This window comes from Bacillus silvicola (assembly GCF_050524305.1).
Taxonomy (GTDB): Bacteria; Bacillota; Bacilli; order Bacillales; family Bacillaceae_G; genus Bacillus_A; species Bacillus_A cereus_AT.
Map to the genome: position 1 here is coordinate 200320 of NZ_JBNGVC010000013.1, position 17532 is coordinate 217851.

Sequence of the window (17532 nt, forward strand, 5' to 3'; positions counted from 1 at the left end):
CGCTCCTCCTCCTCTCAACTATCCACTTCATATAGACTTTCTTACTCATTCGGATCAATGTCCTTCTGTTTTTCTTCCAATATAACTTTATTTATTTTCGTTAATGTATCAGTCATTTGCTGTAAAGCATCGATATCGATTTTAGAAAAGTACTTCTCAATTAATACGTCATCTAACTCAGACAACCGCTCTATATACTTACTACCGTTTGGACCAAGCGTAAGGAAATACTCCCTTTTATTATTAGGGTTTACTTGTTTCGAAATCATCTTCTGTTTTTCCAATTTCGATAAAACTTGGCTCACAGCACTTTTAGATATATTAAAAGTACTCGCAATGTTATTTGCTGTCGTGTTTTCATTTAAATTGATATAAAATAGCATGCTCTCTTGCTGCCCTGTAAGACCGAACTCATCCTTTAACTCCTGAAATAGTAAAATGTAGAAGTCATTGTAGGCTCGATTCATTTCATTAATTACTTCTTTATACGATCTAGTCATAGCGTTTTTCCTCCAGTCATGATGTTATTTCGTTTCGTAATATAGTTTAGTTAAGTTAACTAAACTATATTACACCTTTATGTTCGTGTAAAGGGAAATATCGCTCCATACTTTTCTACACAATTTGTGTAAATTATGAAATAGGGTATGCTCCTTTACCTTGTCTACTGCTTTTAATGGATCAAATCCCAACATAATATACTACAGATATCATTCCGAATAATTAAACGTACCCATTATTAAAATTCCATATAGACCCATTATTGGTTAAAATGTTATAATTAAATCAACCTACATAGTTACTCATGTTCAGGATGAGGAACTAACGTCTTAATAAGCAATGCGCATAACTCAAATAAAAAAGACACTGCAAAGTGTCTTTTTTATTTACATTAAGTTTCCTTTTTATCCCAAAACCGATATAATAAGATGTAACATTCAATACATATAAAGAGAAATATAGATTTCCCAAATCATTATCCCCCCCCTGAAAGTGCCTTATTTTGGAGGGAAGGAACAAAATATGAACAAAAGGTTATTAACATCATTATTATGTAGCACATTCTTATTTGGATTATCAGCTTGCAGTTCACATGATACATCCAGCAATAACACGAAAAACGAACAGGAGACTTCTAAAAAAACAAAGAATGATGAACTTAGCAACAAGGATCCTCAAAAAGAACTTCCAATCAGTGGAGATTTTTCTGATATATACATATCTATAGGCCCAGTAGATTCATTAGATGTTATCGGTAATGGAGAAGTTCAAGCACAAGGCGTATTTAAAGTATTAGATCTCCGAGTGCATAATGGTCAAGAGGAACCCATTACACTAAATAGCGACAACTTTACATTAATTGACGGAACCGGAAGAGAATATCACATTTCTAATGAATATCAATTAGTACTTAAAGCTGCTAATACCGCTACATTTAAATTTGGTGTTCTTAATCCTCGTGAAAATTTGGAAGGGAACATTGTATTCGATGTGCCGAAAAATACGCAAGGATTAACTTTAAAAGTTAGTGGAGATACGTTGGGTAAAGGGATCGAGTTAAAAGTGGAATAGTCAAAATAGATAAATCACCTAACATAACAAAAAGTACAGCCTTTGTATTAACTACAGTAGACTGTACTTTTTTATTTGTGATTTTGTGTAACTTACTATCACATTATCCCTTAATTCTTTTGAGAAGATGCTCTCCAATCACGAAACGATGTTGGGCGTCCAGAATAAGCTCTTTGCTTTGGAGCAGCTGGTTTTTCTTCAAGAATAGTTGATTTCTCCTCAGAAATAGTTTGTTTTTCTTCAAGAATAGTCAAAGCTGTTTGCATTTTCTCCAACTGCTCTTTTAAAGCTTGCTGTTCAATCTTTAAATCCGTAAGTAAACGTAAAATCATCTCAGAATTAGCCATAAAGATCCTCCTTCCCCCAATACACAGAATAAAATAACATATGTAATAAGCGGAATACTCGTGACAAAAATACGCTCGTCAACTCTCTTAAAATACCGAATACTTTTATTTTTCCAAGGGACCTGCTCAAGTTTATCCGTAAAAACATAAAGTGATATAAATCCATTAATATATGGACTTTATGGAAGGAGGAGTTAATATGGGCTATGGTGGTAGTTGTGGAGGCTATGGTGGTAGTTGCGGTGGCGGCTGTGGTTTTGGCGGTGGATTCGCCTTACTTGTTGTGCTCTTTATTTTATTAATCATCGTTGGAGCTAGCTGTTGGGGCGGCGGATTCGGCTGCTAATAAGAGGCACTCTTGAGAGTGTCTTTTTTTTATTTCTCAATATAGGGCTAACCTATTTGTGTTACTATCAAAGTGCGAGATTCTCTAAGCGTAATATAGTAGTTTACCAACTATGAAAGCCACTGTCACAAGAAAACAGTGGCTTTTATTTTGTTATTTAAAAAGATGAAAACAAGGATCACCCTTTGCACGAATCCACATTTTAAAATTGACATAGCACTTCATGCACCATATACTGTTAACGACAGTATACTGTCGTTGACAGTATATATTCCAATTCATTCTAGGAGGTATATTCATGAAACATACAGGAAGACATACAGGTGCATTTCTTTTGTTATTTTTAGCAGAAGGTGATAACTATGGCGGGCAACTACTTCAAAAATGTGAAGAAGAACTTCCGGTCAATCCAATCGATAGTGCCATTCTTTACCGCACGCTGAAGAAATTAGAAAATGAAGGTGCTATTGAATCTTATGTAAGTACATCCGTTCAAGATAAGCCGAGAAAAATGTACAAAATTACTACAGCCGGAAAAGAACAATTAGCAGATTTTCAAATGGATATTGAGGAAAAAATGAAAAACTTAACCTTTTTCTTAAACAAATATAAAGACTTAAAGAAATCTAATCATGATTAATGGCGCTATTCTTTACACTTTGGCCATTATTCTTACGGGGATTTCTTTTATGAAAGATCGTAATAAAACGAAAGACGCTCTAATGAAGTCATGGAAAATGTTTCGAAATCTTCTACCTGCCATGCTTTCCATCATGCTTTTCGTCGGACTATCGCTTTCTATATTAACACCGCCCTTCATCTCTTCTATTATTGGAGAACAGTCTGGATTGTTAGGTATTGTTTATTCAGCAATACTCGGCTCCGTTGCACTTATTCCAAGCTTTATCGTATTTCCTCTTGGTAATACGTTAGTCCAACACGGCGCAGGCCTTCCTCAAGTTGCGGCACTTATGTCTACACTCATGTCAGTAGGGCTTACAACCATGCCGATGGAACAAAAGATATTCGGCCGAAGCTTTGCTTACGCACGTAATGCATCTGCGTTACTCATGTCACTCCTATTCTCATATATCATTTGGGTGGTGATGGTATGAAAGAACTAAAAAGATATCGCTTCTTTTTCATATTACTGTTTGGGCTTCTCTTATTAACTTTTATAAACCCATCTTTAGGATGGAGCGCATTACAACTAACAGGGAATAGTATTTTAGATATGCTATTTCTCCTCCCCCCTGTCCTAATATTTGTAGGGTTACTCGATCAGTGGGTGAAGAAAGAAACGCTCATGAAATACATGGGAGAAAAGTCCGGCATATATGGAATCTTATTCTCTTTATTATTAGGCGGAATTGCAGCTGGTCCCCTCTACGTTGCCTTTCCGATTGCAGCACTACTATTAAAAAAAGGCGCAAGCATTAGGTACATCGTATTTTTCTTAGGCGTTTGGACAACTGCGAAATTACCAATTATGGTGTATGAATTTTCTTCATTCGGAGCTACATTTACACTCATTCACATTTGCTTCGGACTATTGTTCTTCTACGTAATGGGTATTATTTTCGAAAAGTTTTACGATCAAAAGCAATTGCTGCAGTATGACATTACGAAAGAAATGTAAAAAGACATCTTTAATCGTAAAGATGTCTTTTTACTATGAACCTTAGTTTTCGTTCTGTAAAACCCCTGCTGCCTTTACTTCCTCTTTCTCTTCTTTTAAGAACAACGATACGATAAAAGCAATAACGATAAAGATTAATCCTAGTGTAAATGCACCTTGGAATCCGGATGTTAAACCGTTTAACTTCTCTACTGGATCCATTGGATTTGCGGAGCCTTCCATATACTTAGTTGTTCCTGAAGACATTTTCGATATAAATATAGCTGTACCAATTGCGCCAGCTACTTGCTGCAACGTATTAAATAGTGCTGTTCCGTGTGGATATAAATCTGGTGTTAATTGATTTAAACCATATGTTTGTGCTGTCATGACAAACATAAGTCCAACCATTAATACGCTATGCATGACAATAATTTGTAGCATTGATGTTTCAGGAGTAATGCCTTTAAATAAGAACATTGCAATCCCTACTAACACAATGCCAGGAACGATAACAACTTTCGGGCTAAATTTATCAAATAGTTTACCTGCAATCGGTCCCATTATGGCGCTAATAATACTTCCCGGAAGCATGATAAGTCCTGATTTAAAGGCTGTAACGAGTAAAACTGTTTGCAAGAACATCGGTAATAAAGTCATCGTTGAAAATAACGACATCATCACAATGACGATTAATCCAACTGATAATGTAAACATCGGAACTTTAAATGCACGTAATTCTAAAATTGGATTCTCAATTTTTAATTGTCGAACGACAAAAATACATAGTGATATAAGCCCAACAATTAAAGCGCCATACACTTTCGCATCCGACCATCCTAAATCACCTGATGCGCTAAAGCTATACACAATTCCGCCAAAGCCTAATGTCGATAAAAGAATAGATGGATAATCTACTTTTGGCCTTGTTAACTCTGAAACATTTTGAATATACTTCATTCCAATTACAATGGAAATAATTACGATTGGAACGACAAAGTAGAATAACCAGCGCCAATTCAGTGAATCAACGATTACTCCAGATAATGTAGGACCAATTGCTGGCGCTGACATCATAACGAGTGCGATTAATCCCATCGTAGCACCACGTTTTTCAGGCGGACAAATAATTAAAATTGTATTCATTAATAACGGTGAAATTAACCCCGTCGCTACTGCTTGGACGATACGGCCGACTAATAAAACGGAAAATGTCGGTGCAAATCCCGCAATTAATGTACCGACTAAAAACGTTACCATAGCGATCAAGAACATTTGTCTCGTTGTAAGCCATTGCTGAAGTAACGCTGTAATCGGGACTAAAACACCAACTACTAACATGTAAGCTGTAGAAAGCCATTGAATAGTTGAAGCTGTTACGTCAAATTCTTTCATTAGTACCGTTAACGCATTCCCAAGTAATGTTTCGTTTAATAACGCAACCATTGCCCCTAAAAGTAATGCAATTAAAATGGGGGTATGTTTCATATTAGAAGTATCAACTTTGCCACTTGTAGGGCTCTTAGTTGTAATATTCATGTATTGATTCTCCTCCTGTTTTTTTACTAAAAAAGCTTTATATACACCGGAATACATGTAATATAATATACATATGTAGATTAAAAAGGGAGAATCAATTTTCAGCCACTATATATTTAATCTACAAAAAAGGAGAATTGTAGATGAACGATAATGAAAAACAACTTGATTTACGTATTAGACGTACACATAAATTATTGTGGGATTCCTTATTTGAATTAATGACGCAATCAAAACAGAAATATAGTTCCATCACGATTAACCAAATTTGTGATCGTGCGATGGTACATCGCACAACCTTTTATAAACATTTTGAAGATAAAGATGCTTTATTAGCATTTGGATTTAAACGCTATGGCGAAATGATTGCTGAAATACCGCTTTTAGATCGATTAAGTAAACCATTTCAAGTGATGGAACAATTCCTTCATCATGAAGAAATCGGTAAAATATTAGAGGCGCAAATGTCTGATGAGCAATTTATTAGCCGTATACATTATTTAAGTCATGAAACAAGAAAACAAGAAACGGAAGCATTAAATCAACTTTGTAAAAATCATACGATGCCAAACGATTTAATAACGGAATTTTATTCAGGAGTAATCACTTCATTAAGTGCGTGGTGGTTTCAAAATGAAAGAAAAGTTTCTGCAGCAGAAATGGATAGGCACTTCCACCAACTTATCAATCGGGATATTTTTCAGTTTGAAAAGGAATAACTTCAACATCAAAAAAACGCCCATATGAAATGGGCGTTTTGCATACTATTTATTCTCTTTTAACTTCTCTAACTCCAGCTGTACTTCTTCTTGCAAATTTTGATCTAACACTTCTTGTTGATTAGGAGACTTCAAATTATAAAAATAGTTACTAGCAGCTGTTTCTGCTTCTAGTTTTTGCACATACGATTCAATGCGTGCAAAGCCTTTCGCTGCACTTTCTGTATGGAACGAATCAATTGCCGTGTTGCTCTCTTTTATCGCTCGCGCCGCATTTAACCGCGAAACAAGAACTAGTTCTTTATATTGCAACTCTCCATATTTCTTTTGCAATTTGTCAATTTGTTCATAAAGCGTCGCTGTCTGCTCTTTTGTTATTTCGTACTGCTTGCGATATAGCTCCGCTTTTTTCTCATTCACGATTTTTTCTTGCAGGGCTAACTGTGCCATTTGATCTTCTTCGCGTGATACTGCAAGCTCAGCTTGGCGAGTTCTCTTCGCAATAAGGGCATCCGTTTCTGAAATTAATGCTTCATATTTCTTCTCTAAATAATATTGATGAGCGAGTGCTTTTTGAGCTTTCGTAATTTGCTGTTCTGTTTCGCGAAGATATTGCTTCAACATGCTAACAGGATTTTCTACCTTATCTAACGTTTGATGCACATCCGCTACCACAATATTTTTAATACGTTTTAAAATACCCATTATTACTTCTCCTCCTTACGAATGTTGCGTTCCCATTGATCTAAAATATCTACTTGTTGTTGTACTTGAAAATCGCTGTATAAATCTATATCAGTTGCCATTCTTTTTTCTTTAAACTTTTTATATGCCCAAACAATCGCTGCAACAAATGCAAGCATCGGAAGGACCGGTAATAAACCAATAACAAGGAGTAATATGCCTGTCCATTTTTTAACCATATTCCCTTCAGACTTACGAAGGATTAACCAGCCGAAAAGAACAAATCCAAACGCTAACAGGAATGGTATAAAGAATAAACCTTCAAACTCTTTTTCATGGTGTTTTTCATGATGCTGATTTCGCTCAAAGTTATTAAACTTTTCTTTTTGCGTGATGAAAGCTTCCCTTTCTTTATCGTGAGAAACAGTATACGCCGCTTGCTTATGCTTCTCATGGTCCCACCTTTCGAACTTCATACTATGTAATCCAAACAATAGTAATACCAGAAGTAACGGAAGGATCAAAATCCATTTTAACCAACGCAATTTTTTACGTTTATTCTTTTTCATCTGCTCACCACCATCTATCATTCGTTTTGAGATAAGTAAAAAATGTATTACCTCCCTTTACCTTTGATACATATGAGTGTAAAACTTGGACGTGAGAAAAGGATGAAAGAAACATGATGAATATATGAGAAACATCTAAAAATTTTCTCATAATTATTCCAAAACGAAAGAACCCAATCTCTCCATATAAAATAGAGAAATTGGGTTCTTTTTCATTATTTCTATTCACTTTAGAAACTTACATACCGATTTTCTTCAGGTCCGAACTTTCAATAATTGGATGGAGAAAAAAGCGTCGATAAATTTTTGTTCCAAATATTCAGAATTGATATTAAAATAAACAATAGGGATAGGGGTATGGAATCATAAATTATACATAACGAGGGAATAGAAATGAAAATTCAATTAAAAGCTGATTTAATGCTACTACTAGTTACATTTTTTTGGGGTGCATCCATCCTACTTACGAAGCTTGGACTTGATGGCATAGAAGAATATAATTTAATCGCATTACGATTTATTATTGCCTTTCTTTTATCAGGTTTAATATTTTACAAACATTTATTCAAAGTCGATTTAAAAACTGTAAAATATGCATTTATATTGGCCTCTGTTTTATTTATCGTTTACATTTTTGCGACGTTTGGCACAAAGTATACTAGTGTCTCTAATGCTGGTTTCTTACTATGCCTCACAGTCATTTTCATTCCAATATTATCAGCTATATTTTTAAAACACATTCCTGAAAAGAAAGTTATAGTAGGAATTGTGTTAACGATAATAGGAATCGGCTTATTAACATTAACTAGCGAATTCAAGATCGGTAATGGCGATATATTCTGCATATTATCTGCTTTATTTTATGCCATTCATGTCATCATTACTGGAAGTGTAACGAAACATGTGAACTCGATTGCGCTCGGGGTCATACAACTCGGTTTCGTCGGCCTATTTAGCCTTATTTTTTCATTCATTATAGAAACGCCAAAGCTTCCTGGCACGATCGACTCATGGCTAATCATCTTAGCCTTAAGCATATTTTGCACCGCAGTCGCATTCATCGTGCAAGTTATCGCCCAGCAATACACTACGCCTACCCATACAGGACTTATTTTTTCATTAGAACCTGTCTTTTCCGCAGGCTTTGCCTTCGTTTTCACAGGCGAAACGCTTACTGGGAAAGGATATTTAGGGGCGACGCTTATATTGTTGAGTGTGTTGATTGCTGAGTTGGATTTTAAGAGTTTGTTGAGGCCTAATTATAAGAAGAATATAGAGTAAACATTTCACTATGATCAATAAACATACCCCAGAAAAATATGAGTTTATATTATTTTCTTTTAAATGAGCCTTTTTTTAGATGCTATCTTCGAATAAGGTAGCATCTAAAAAATGTTAAAAGAAATTTGCCCCTAGTATCTTCTTATATTTTATGTAGCCTTCATATTTGACCTTTTCTACGTTCTTTGAAGTGAAGATGTTCAAAATTACTTACTGAATATAGTCATACAGATTTTTCGCTAACAATAAACAAGTTACTGTAATGAAAAGAGCACGAACATACCCGCTTCCTTTTTTTATAGCAAATTTGGAGCCAACAATCCCTCCAGCAATTTGAGCAATCCCCATTATAAAACCATACACATAGTTTACTTGCCCTACATACATAAACATCAACAATGCACCAACATTACTTCCTAAATTAAGAAGCTTCGCATTACCTGCTGCTTTTAAAAAATCATACCCAATAAATAAAAGAGAAAACATTAAAAACGAACCTGTGCCAGGACCTAGAAATCCATCATAAAAACCAATAATAAAAATAAAAAAAGTAAAAATAATGAAGTGTCGACCGGACAATTTCTTATGAGTGGAAACACTACCCCAATCCTTTTTGAAAATCGTATAAATAGCAACCGCACCAAGCATGATCAGCATCAATGGCTTCAGTACTTCTGGGTTCATTAAATGAACGGTCCATGCACCTATTACGGAACCTATGAAAGTGAGTGGAACTAATTTAAACGCCGATTTCAAATCAAGATTACCAGAACGATAAAACACAATATTACTAGTTGCACACCCCATTGTCGACGCTAGTTTATTCGTAGCTACTGCACTTGCTGGATTCAGTCCTGTAAATAATAAAGCTGGTAAAGCAATCAGTCCACCGCCACCTACAACTGAATCAATAAATGCAGCTAAAAATCCAAAAGCAATCAAAATAATTAATACTGATGGGTCTAAATAAAAATCCATACTATTAACCTCCCCTTTAGTCACTATTCGAATAGTAACTAATAATTTGCTAAATGTAAACAGTTATTGTAACGTTGAAATATAAAAGCAAACATCGGAGGACGAAAAAAGTGGACTACATAGTGCAACAGCTTAAAAAAATTGGTTTTAATGAATATGAAGCTAAATCTTATGTATCTCTTGTTAAACAGGGGCCTGTCACAGCCTACCAAGTGAGTAAAGATTCAGGTATCCCAAGAGCGCGGATTTACGAGGTTTTAGGTAACCTTGTAGAAAAAGGAATTGTCATGAAGGAAGAAATAAATGACACCACTCGCTATTCACCTCTACCTGTTGAAATCTTTTTGCAGAAGGCTCAATCAGAATGGCAGTCTACTTATGAAGGAATCAGTGACTCATTAAAAAAACTAGAAACTTTCGAGGAAAAAACGGATAATCGAGTGATTACTTTAAAAGACAATAAAACAATAATTAGCTACTGTCAGGCATTAATCAAAAAAGCAGAAAAACGTATTGTCATTTCGATGTGGGATGAGATGTACGAAGTATTAAAAGAAGAACTATCTGAGGTAGCCGATAAAGTCATGATACAAGGTATTACCCTGCATGTTGAAAATCCCATTAAAAATCTAGAAGCCCACCGTATAACACCTTATACAGAAACCCTGTCTACAGAACATTGGTTTATTTTATCGATAGATTCTAAAGAGATGATTTATGGACCATCACTTGAGGAGCGTAATATTGCTTTTTATACAGATGACCCCGTTCATATATACCTATTAGAGGATTATGTATGGCATGATGTTTTAGTGAATCGACTTGTACGACGTAGCCAAGATGACTTGCAGCAATGGATTACTGCAGAGAGAAGATCTTTCTTTATGGAAAAATAAGAAACATATTCAAAGAATCAAAAAATAAAGCATAAGTTAATTAAATAGAAAACCTATGCTTTATTTTATTTGCAAAGTGATACTCCAGTCTTTTCACTATTTTCCCTCCACAAACCGTCCAAACTCTTTCAAAAATCTCAGTTTAAAACTACCAACAGGTCCATTCCGATGCTTCGCCACATGAATCTCCGTCATCTCTTTCTGCTTCGTTTCCTTATCGTAATAATCTTCACGATACATAAGCATAATGACATCCGCATCTTGCTCAATTTGTCCCGTCTCTCTTAAATCAGATAAAAGCGGGCGCTTATCTTGACGTGATTCTACTGAACGAGACAATTGCGACAGCGCTACTACACAAACATTTAAATCACGCGCTAATAACTTAAGCTTACGAGAAATCTCACTAATCTCTTGAAACCGATTGCCCTTATGCTTCGGATCCCCCGTAATGAGCTGCAAATAATCTACAATGACTAAAAGCTTTTTATCGCCGTGCTTCCTCTTTAACTTACGAGTTTGCATCCAAATATCTTGCACTGTAACGCCTGCATTATCGTAAATCTCAAGTGGTAACTCCCCGATCTCCGCAAACGCCTTACTCACCTTTTCCCAGTCTTCCATCGCAAAACGGTGCTTCGGATTTTTCAATCTGCCTCCTGACACTTCACCTACGCAAGACGCCATCCTTTTTAACAATTGCTTACTACTCATCTCTAATGAAAACAATCCAACTGCCGCTCCAGACTTCGCCGCATGTAGTCCAACATTTAACGCAAACGCAGTCTTCCCCATAGAAGGGCGTGCACCAAGAACGACAAAATCACCTTCCTGCAATCCGCACGTCATTTTATTTAGCGATATATAACCAGTCTCAATACCAGTATTCTCTTTCGTATCTTGATGAAGCTCTTCATACAAACCAACTAACGCATCCTTCAAATCAAACTCACATACACAGTCCTTTTCCTCTAACTCACAAAGTGCCGTAATCGTCTCACCAATAATTTTCTCATTCTTCTCCGCAATAAGACGCTCTCCCATCTTGTGCCCGAGAACGCCAGCCTGATACATTTTCCAGGCACCTCGAACAAGCCCCTCATAATAAGAGAAGTTGCTAGTCGCAGGCACACCATCCATTAACCCTATAAAATACTCCACTCCCCCGATCCCCTTCAAAAAATTCGGATCCACCCTAGAAATGAATGTCACAAAATCAATCGGTTGCCCCTCTTCTTCCATTTTTCGCATTAACTGAAATATAGACTTATGCACTGGCATAGAAAAATACTGCTCCGTCAAACGGCACTCCTTAATAAGCTCTCCATCAAGTAATAGAGAACCTAACACCGTCTTTTCCGCCTCCACATTTTGAATGCTCATGGACGCCACCCGCGCTCCGCTAAAAAGCGCTGCAGCTCTTCCTCAGACGGCACATTCTTCTCCCACTCCTCACACTTCGCCAAAAAATTTGCCGTCTCCCCGCTACTAACAGACGACTCCTTCTTTCGAAACCTTGCCGTATCCGCCTCAACCTCAGACACTTTCGTAAATCCTTTCCCGTGCCACCCCCGCAAAATCCCCTTCACATAAGCCATCTTCCGGTTTTTATTCTCATACGAAATTTGAAGAGCCTTCAGCACAAGCTCCTCTGACAAATCATTCACCCACGCATTCAATTCCTCTACCGTATAAGGAGACAAACTACCAAAATGTTGCTCATAAAAAGAAAACACGCGACTCCCCGTCTCTTCCTCTATAACCTCTTCTTCCGCCTCATCACAGACCGGATCAACATCATGAACGGCCAAATCACTAGGCATACCGAAATGCGCTAAAAGCATCGGAACATTCAGCTCCTCCTCTACGCACTTACGAAGAAACATATGTACAAACTCCTTATTCTTCACACCCTTAAGCTCACGAAGCACACACTTCTCCACATTCGTATTCGTCACAGGATTATAACGAAGCCAATTTAAAATAAATAACTCCCGCGTCTCCGCATCATAAAGAATCTTCCCATAATCAACAAAGCGCTGCACAAGCTTATCAACAGTCTCCCGGTTATAACCCGTCTCCATCTCAGCTAACCGCTTCGGAAAAGGAAAAATCCCACACTGCGTCGTCTTCGAACAAGTTAACAAATAAACATAAAAATACCGCTCCTCCGGCGTCAAATCCAAAACAAAATCATCCTGCCAAAAATTCACCTGCACATTACGATACACCGCCATTAAAGTTCCTCCCGCCCTCATTCAAAAATGAAAAATTCCTCTTTGTACTATATATAGGAAGGAGGTCCGGGTTTTTGGCGTGTTATTTCTAATTTTTTTTGACTACTACTACGGTGTTTGTTGGTGTTTTTGTTTTGTTGTGTTTTTTCTTAGTGATTTATTACTTGGGAGGGGCTAGTAAGGGGCTTATGAGGGTTAGTTATCGGTTACTTTGATTAGGAAGACTCGATCTGAGAAGCCGCCTCTTTCTTCTGCTTTCTTTTTACGAATGTTGTTGATTTCTTCTAGTGTTGTGCCTTCGTATTCGGCTAGGGCGTTTATTAGTTCTAGAAGATCGGATAGTTCTTCGAGTTTATGTTCTTTTGTGTCTGCTTCTAGGTATTCGGTTAGTTCCTCTTGTGTTTTTTTGCAGAGTTCTTTTATGTATTCGTCTTCAGATAGAATTCTTGTTGTTGGTGTTTTTCCGTTAGCTTTTATTATTTGTGGGATTTTATTTCGGATTAGTTTGTTGTAGGTTGGCATGGGATTTTCCTCCGTTTGGTTTTTCTTCTATTATAATGGAAAAGCAGTTTAACTAGGGGTTAAACTGCTGGATTGCTTCTTTTATATAGTTTTCTTCTTCGGTTGTGAAGAGGGTTGGGAATTCGGATAGTGGGAGGTTGGATTTTTGGATTATATCCTCCACATCACTTTGAGGTGTATCAAGATATTTCGTTACCTCTTCTATTAAATTGAAAAATTCCTTCAAAGTAACTTGAACGTCATGATGACTCGGATCCTTCTCTTCTTCCTTATACTTTTTCAACTTCCCTATCACATCCATAAATCGCCGATCAAACTTTTCTTTTAGTTCCTTATTATTATAAACCGCTTGAACACTCTCCTTTGAAAAATGTTCCTCTAACCATTCCTTATTTTCTTTCTCCCATATAAAGGTTTGCAGAAACGAAGAAAACAAAGCGATATCCACTCGTTCTTCCTTTTGAAACTTCTTCGTCATCTCATCCATATGCGAAAGTACCTTCGCAATTCTTTCTTGCTCTGCCAAAAGCAGTTCTCTTTGAAAATGCATTTGTCTTAAAAATTCTTCCGTCTCTATATTACGCTGCAATATAATATTTTGAATTTCCCCAAGCGAAAAACCGAGATGCTTAAACGATTGAATTTGCTGCAACACATACAAATCATCTTTCGTATATAACCGATGCCCACCCTCAGTATAATCGCTCGGCTTTAATAAATTAATCTTGTCATAATAACGAAGCGTCCGCACCGTAACATCCCCAACACTTGCAAACTCACTAATCATCCACGCCATATCCTCACCTACTCCGCTAACTTCTCTTTCACATACTGAAGCATATGAGAAAAACTTATCTCATTCTGCCTACAATATTGAAACAAACCTACAACAAGTAATAAAAAAGGAACCTTCCCGCTATAACGATTTTCATACTCACTAATACCATCATAAAAGTGCTCATACTTTCTTTTTCGTAAAACAATATAAGTCGCAATAAACAACACGGCAATCATAACGAAAAATCGCTTTCCTTTTATCTCCACTTCTTGTTTCATCATCTATTCTCCTTCCACTGCATACTTATCTTCTTTAAATAACAGAATTCGAATGAAATAACGATATGGTTCGTCGCGTATTACTTTCCAAGCAACAATGATCACTTGAACTACCTCAAAGGCAAATACAATCCAAAATAAAACATCACTAATACACGAACTAATATTAAATAGAAGAAAGATTAACAAATGAAAGTTGAATGCTTTTCGGCAATGGTATTTGTACACCTCATTTTTACGTGCCAGTGTGATGTACATGAGTAGTGGTGAAAAGATTCCTATTGCAGCTGAGAGTAGTAGCATGATGATGGTGTTCCTTTTTTCTTTTGTGGTGGTTTTCATGAGTGGTTTTGTCCCCCCTTTTTGATTTGTCTTCTTTAGGTTAGGGGGTGACGTTGGGGGAGGTACAAGGGGAATGTATAGAAAAAATCCGGTATCACTAATATAGAGGTAAAATAAGACCTTTACCTTGACAGGGTGGAGGTCATCATTTAGAGTTTCACATCCATGTTATTTACAAATAAAAGAAGAGCATATACCCCATATGCTCTTCTTCCCATAGTTAACAATACACTTTATCCAACTAATATTTATCTATTATATTTAAAAACTTGGCCCTTATTCATGACTTAATCAACCTTGTATCTAAGAGCCTGTTTATAGTCTTATAAATATGTTAGGATGTATGCAAAAACAGGAGATGAGTGTATGTCTTATCCAAGTGATATCAGCCGTGAAAAATTCGAGATCATTCGTGAGGAACTAGAAACGTTTAGCAAACGCACAAGTCCGCGAAAGTATGACCTTTATGATGTGTTCAATGCACTACTCTATGTTCTGAGTACAGGCTGCCAGTGGCGTGCTTTACCAAAAGATTATCCCAAATGGCAAAATGTTTACCGCTACTATGCAAAATGGAGTAAATCCAATGCCGAAGGTAGTAGTCTATTAGAGACCTTATTAAAAAAATTGTTGGGCAAATAAGGGAAGCAGTGAATCGCCCCAAAAGCTCTAGCTTTAATATTGTCGATGCCCAAAGTGTTAAGAATGCAGATACGGCTGAACAAAAAGGTTATGATGGTGGTAAGAAAGTTTCTGGTATTAAACGACATATCAGTGTAGATATTCTTGGATTTCCCCATGCAATCCATGTTACCACTGCCAATGTCACAGATCGAAAAGGCGCACTCGAAATGTACGAGCAATATCCTGAATTGAAAGAAACCATAGAAGCCATCCTCACGGATGGTGGGTACACAGGAGAAAAGTTTCAAAAAGAAATTCAAAAGCTATTGAATGCTGAAGTACAAGTTGCCAAGCGGTCCGAATTGCATCAATTTCAAGTGATCCCTAAAAGATGGATCGTAGAGCGCTCATTTGCTTGGTTAGAAAAATACAGACGATTGTTCAAAAATGTAGAGAGAAAACTAGAAACAAGTAAACAAATGGTTGTCCTAGGATTTCTCGCTATTTTAATAAAAAGATAAGACTATAAACAGGCTCTAAGTGCTATTCCCTAACATTTAGTACTTTTATAACTTCTTTAAACAACACCGATCCCCGCCCAACAACCAACTCCAAAGGCACCTCTTTAACTCGTCCATCTCTCCCAACCATAACAACCCCATTCTCATAATCAACCCAAATCTGAACATCCTGCACATAATAACTCTTAACAGAAGATGCCTCATCTAAATTACGATGATCCAGCTCAACTTTAACTTGCTTCGTAAAACGGCGTAATGTTTTCCAAAGGATTCGTTCTTCTTTTGATTTCATAAATAGTTCCGGGAGTTCTTGCACCTCTTTTAATAACGACATAGTTGTTATTGTGTATGCTTGAATGCCATATCCTACTGGGCGGATGAGGTGGTCTAGTTTTTTCCATGGCTCTAGTTCGAAATTTACATACTCATCGTTTTGTTGCATTTGAATGTGTTTAATTTTTGCGAAGTATTGAATGCCACCTTTTTCTCCGTGCCATTTTTTCGGTGCATATAATGCAATGTACTTCGCATCTTGCCATCCTGGTTTTAGCTGTGTGACTGGTAGCTGATATAAGCCTTCTTTCCTATATGTTTCATAGTCGACTTCAGTTTTTACGCTGCCCACTAATACTTTTTCTTCGAGTGAAGAGTGCCATTCTTCTTTTGTTCCTCTTGGAAGAATGCCTTCTCTTATAATTTCTTCTGGGCTCTTTTCAATGAGATGATCTAAAAACTGTTCGACTAGTCTTGTTGCGTTTGGTAAGAATGGGAATCCACCGATATTTACTTTTTCGATACTTTTATAAAATGGATGATTCTCATATGCTCCCTCTTGGTTCCACGGAAATAGTACGTACGCTCCGTAAGAGCCTGTTTATAGTCTTATCTTTTTATTAAAATAGCGAGAAATCCTAGGACAACCATTTGTTTACTTGTTTCTAGTTTTCTCTCTACATTTTTGAACAATCGTCTGTATTTTTCTAACCAAGCAAATGAGCGCTCTACGATCCATCTTTTAGGGATCACTTGAAATTGATGCAATTCGGACCGCTTGGCAACTTGTACTTCAGCATTCAATAGCTTTTGAATTTCTTTTTGAAACTTTTCTCCTGTGTACCCACCATCCGTGAGGATGGCTTCTATGGTTTCTTTCAATTCAGGATATTGCTCGTACATTTCGAGTGCGCCTTTTCGATCTGTGACATTGGCAGTGGTAACATGGATTGCATGGGGAAATCCAAGAATATCTACACTGATATGTCGTTTAATACCAGAAACTTTCTTACCACCATCATAACCTTTTTGTTCAGCCGTATCTGCATTCTTAACACTTTGGGCATCGACAATATTAAAGCTAGAGCTTTTGGGGCGATTCACTGCTTCCCTTATTTGCCCAACAATTTTTTTAATAAGGTCTCTAATAGACTACTACCTTCGGCATTGGATTTACTCCATTTTGCATAGTAGCGGTAAACATTTTGCCATTTGGGATAATCTTTTGGTAAAGCACGCCACTGGCAGCCTGTACTCAGAACATAGAGTAGTGCATTGAACACATCATAAAGGTCATACTTTCGCGGACTTGTGCGTTTGCTAAACGTTTCTAGTTCCTCACGAATGATCTCGAATTTTTCACGGCTGATATCACTTGGATAAGACATACACTCATCTCCTGTTTTTG

The 17532-nt window shown here is 36.8% G+C and carries 22 protein-coding genes and 1 pseudogene; 9 read left to right on the forward strand and 14 right to left on the reverse strand.

The window, feature by feature from the left end; translation table 11 throughout:
• Positions 1 to 41: 41 nt before the first annotated feature.
• Entirely contained in the window at positions 42 to 500 is a 459-nt protein-coding gene (locus ACP6L7_RS23210) for a MarR family winged helix-turn-helix transcriptional regulator (RefSeq protein ID WP_097829862.1), read from the reverse strand.
• A 523-nt stretch (positions 501 to 1023) separates the two neighbouring features.
• On the opposite strand from ACP6L7_RS23210, the gene ACP6L7_RS23215 reads away from it, so the two are divergent.
• The gene (locus ACP6L7_RS23215; protein ID WP_097829861.1) at positions 1024 to 1572 is read left to right on the forward strand and encodes a DUF4352 domain-containing protein; all 549 of its coding nucleotides are present in this window, start codon (positions 1024 to 1026) and stop codon (positions 1570 to 1572) included.
• A gap of 110 nt (positions 1573 to 1682) precedes the next feature.
• Here ACP6L7_RS23215 and ACP6L7_RS23220 read toward each other — a convergent pair whose 3' ends face one another.
• The gene (locus ACP6L7_RS23220; RefSeq protein ID WP_097829860.1) at positions 1683 to 1919 is read right to left on the reverse strand and encodes a preprotein translocase; all 237 of its coding nucleotides are present in this window, start codon (positions 1917 to 1919) and stop codon (positions 1683 to 1685) included.
• A gap of 199 nt (positions 1920 to 2118) precedes the next feature.
• Between ACP6L7_RS23220 and ACP6L7_RS23225 the strand changes: the two genes are divergently transcribed.
• The 4 genes from ACP6L7_RS23225 (at position 2119) to ACP6L7_RS23240 (ending at position 3904) form a co-directional block, all read left to right on the forward strand.
• Positions 2119 to 2265: a YjcZ family sporulation protein gene (locus ACP6L7_RS23225; RefSeq protein WP_000540380.1), complete on the forward strand. Its 147-nt coding sequence runs from the start codon at positions 2119 to 2121 to the stop codon at positions 2263 to 2265.
• A 298-nt stretch (positions 2266 to 2563) separates the two neighbouring features.
• Positions 2564 to 2905, forward strand: a complete 342-nt coding sequence (locus ACP6L7_RS23230) for a PadR family transcriptional regulator (protein WP_097829859.1) — start codon at positions 2564 to 2566, stop codon at positions 2903 to 2905.
• Complete coding sequence (locus tag ACP6L7_RS23235; protein WP_097829858.1) at positions 2898 to 3380, forward strand: hypothetical protein; 483 nt, start codon at positions 2898 to 2900, stop codon at positions 3378 to 3380. Before ACP6L7_RS23230 ends, ACP6L7_RS23235 begins: the two co-directional genes overlap by 8 nt.
• Positions 3377 to 3904, forward strand: a complete 528-nt coding sequence (locus tag ACP6L7_RS23240; protein ID WP_141533299.1) for a permease — start codon at positions 3377 to 3379, stop codon at positions 3902 to 3904. Before ACP6L7_RS23235 ends, ACP6L7_RS23240 begins: the two co-directional genes overlap by 4 nt.
• A gap of 42 nt (positions 3905 to 3946) precedes the next feature.
• Here ACP6L7_RS23240 and ACP6L7_RS23245 read toward each other — a convergent pair whose 3' ends face one another.
• Positions 3947 to 5422, reverse strand: a complete 1476-nt coding sequence (locus ACP6L7_RS23245; RefSeq protein WP_097829856.1) for an MDR family MFS transporter — start codon at positions 5420 to 5422, stop codon at positions 3947 to 3949.
• A gap of 143 nt (positions 5423 to 5565) precedes the next feature.
• Between ACP6L7_RS23245 and ACP6L7_RS23250 the strand changes: the two genes are divergently transcribed.
• The gene (locus ACP6L7_RS23250; protein WP_097829855.1) at positions 5566 to 6141 is read left to right on the forward strand and encodes a TetR/AcrR family transcriptional regulator; all 576 of its coding nucleotides are present in this window, start codon (positions 5566 to 5568) and stop codon (positions 6139 to 6141) included.
• Between the two features lie 45 nt (positions 6142 to 6186).
• On the opposite strand, the gene ACP6L7_RS23255 is transcribed toward ACP6L7_RS23250, so the two are convergent.
• On the reverse strand, positions 6187 to 6846 hold the full coding sequence (locus ACP6L7_RS23255) for a PspA/IM30 family protein (protein WP_071772290.1): 660 nt from the start codon (positions 6844 to 6846) through the stop codon (positions 6187 to 6189).
• 2 nt (positions 6847 to 6848) lie between these two features.
• Complete coding sequence (locus ACP6L7_RS23260) at positions 6849 to 7394, reverse strand: hypothetical protein (RefSeq protein ID WP_097830174.1); 546 nt, start codon at positions 7392 to 7394, stop codon at positions 6849 to 6851.
• Positions 7395 to 7787: 393 nt separating this feature from the next.
• Between ACP6L7_RS23260 and ACP6L7_RS23265 the strand changes: the two genes are divergently transcribed.
• Positions 7788 to 8675 (forward strand): DMT family transporter, encoded by an 888-nt coding sequence (locus tag ACP6L7_RS23265; protein WP_097829854.1) that lies wholly within the window; start codon positions 7788 to 7790, stop codon positions 8673 to 8675.
• A 210-nt stretch (positions 8676 to 8885) separates the two neighbouring features.
• Here ACP6L7_RS23265 and ACP6L7_RS23270 read toward each other — a convergent pair whose 3' ends face one another.
• A complete protein-coding gene (locus tag ACP6L7_RS23270) occupies positions 8886 to 9653 on the reverse strand; it encodes a TSUP family transporter (protein ID WP_097829853.1) in 768 nt (255 codons plus the stop codon).
• Between the two features lie 110 nt (positions 9654 to 9763).
• Here ACP6L7_RS23270 and ACP6L7_RS23275 point away from each other — a divergent pair, with 110 nt between their 5' ends.
• Positions 9764 to 10549: a TrmB family transcriptional regulator gene (locus ACP6L7_RS23275; protein WP_097829852.1), complete on the forward strand. Its 786-nt coding sequence runs from the start codon at positions 9764 to 9766 to the stop codon at positions 10547 to 10549.
• Between the two features lie 96 nt (positions 10550 to 10645).
• Here the strand turns inward: ACP6L7_RS23275 and dnaB are convergent, their stop codons facing one another.
• The 6 genes from dnaB to ACP6L7_RS23305 all read right to left on the reverse strand — a co-directional run bounded on the left by dnaB (position 10646) and on the right by ACP6L7_RS23305 (position 14706).
• Positions 10646 to 11932 (reverse strand): replicative DNA helicase, encoded by a 1287-nt coding sequence (dnaB, locus tag ACP6L7_RS23280; protein ID WP_141533298.1) that lies wholly within the window; start codon positions 11930 to 11932, stop codon positions 10646 to 10648.
• Positions 11929 to 12786 (reverse strand): DnaD domain-containing protein, encoded by an 858-nt coding sequence (locus ACP6L7_RS23285; protein ID WP_097829850.1) that lies wholly within the window; start codon positions 12784 to 12786, stop codon positions 11929 to 11931. Before ACP6L7_RS23285 ends, dnaB begins: the two co-directional genes overlap by 4 nt.
• Before the next feature lie 195 nt (positions 12787 to 12981).
• Entirely contained in the window at positions 12982 to 13308 is a 327-nt protein-coding gene (locus tag ACP6L7_RS23290) for a nucleoside triphosphate pyrophosphohydrolase (RefSeq protein ID WP_071772284.1), read from the reverse strand.
• Between the two features lie 52 nt (positions 13309 to 13360).
• Complete coding sequence (locus ACP6L7_RS23295) at positions 13361 to 14104, reverse strand: MerR family transcriptional regulator (RefSeq protein ID WP_097829849.1); 744 nt, start codon at positions 14102 to 14104, stop codon at positions 13361 to 13363.
• 8 nt (positions 14105 to 14112) lie between these two features.
• Positions 14113 to 14367 (reverse strand): hypothetical protein, encoded by a 255-nt coding sequence (locus ACP6L7_RS23300; RefSeq protein WP_097829848.1) that lies wholly within the window; start codon positions 14365 to 14367, stop codon positions 14113 to 14115.
• Positions 14368 to 14706 (reverse strand): magnetosome magnetite crystal formation protein family, encoded by a 339-nt coding sequence (locus ACP6L7_RS23305; RefSeq protein WP_097829847.1) that lies wholly within the window; start codon positions 14704 to 14706, stop codon positions 14368 to 14370.
• 366 nt (positions 14707 to 15072) lie between these two features.
• Between ACP6L7_RS23305 and ACP6L7_RS23310 the strand changes: the two genes are divergently transcribed.
• Positions 15073 to 15851 (forward strand): IS5 family transposase gene (locus ACP6L7_RS23310; protein WP_430528891.1). Its coding sequence is split into 2 segments (ribosomal slippage): positions 15073 to 15334 and positions 15334 to 15851, totalling 780 coding nucleotides; the frame shifts between segments, so codons are not numbered across the junction.
• A gap of 22 nt (positions 15852 to 15873) precedes the next feature.
• Here ACP6L7_RS23310 and ACP6L7_RS23315 read toward each other — a convergent pair.
• Positions 15874 to 16719, reverse strand: a pseudogene (locus ACP6L7_RS23315) (DUF8743 domain-containing protein); the annotation flags it as partial.
• 14 nt (positions 16720 to 16733) lie between these two features.
• Positions 16734 to 17512, reverse strand: a protein-coding gene (locus tag ACP6L7_RS23320) for an IS5 family transposase (protein WP_430528891.1) whose coding sequence is annotated in 2 segments (ribosomal slippage) — positions 16734 to 17251 and positions 17251 to 17512 — 780 coding nt in all. Because the reading frame shifts where the segments join, the coding sequence is not laid out codon by codon here.
• Positions 17513 to 17532: the final 20 nt, after the last annotated feature.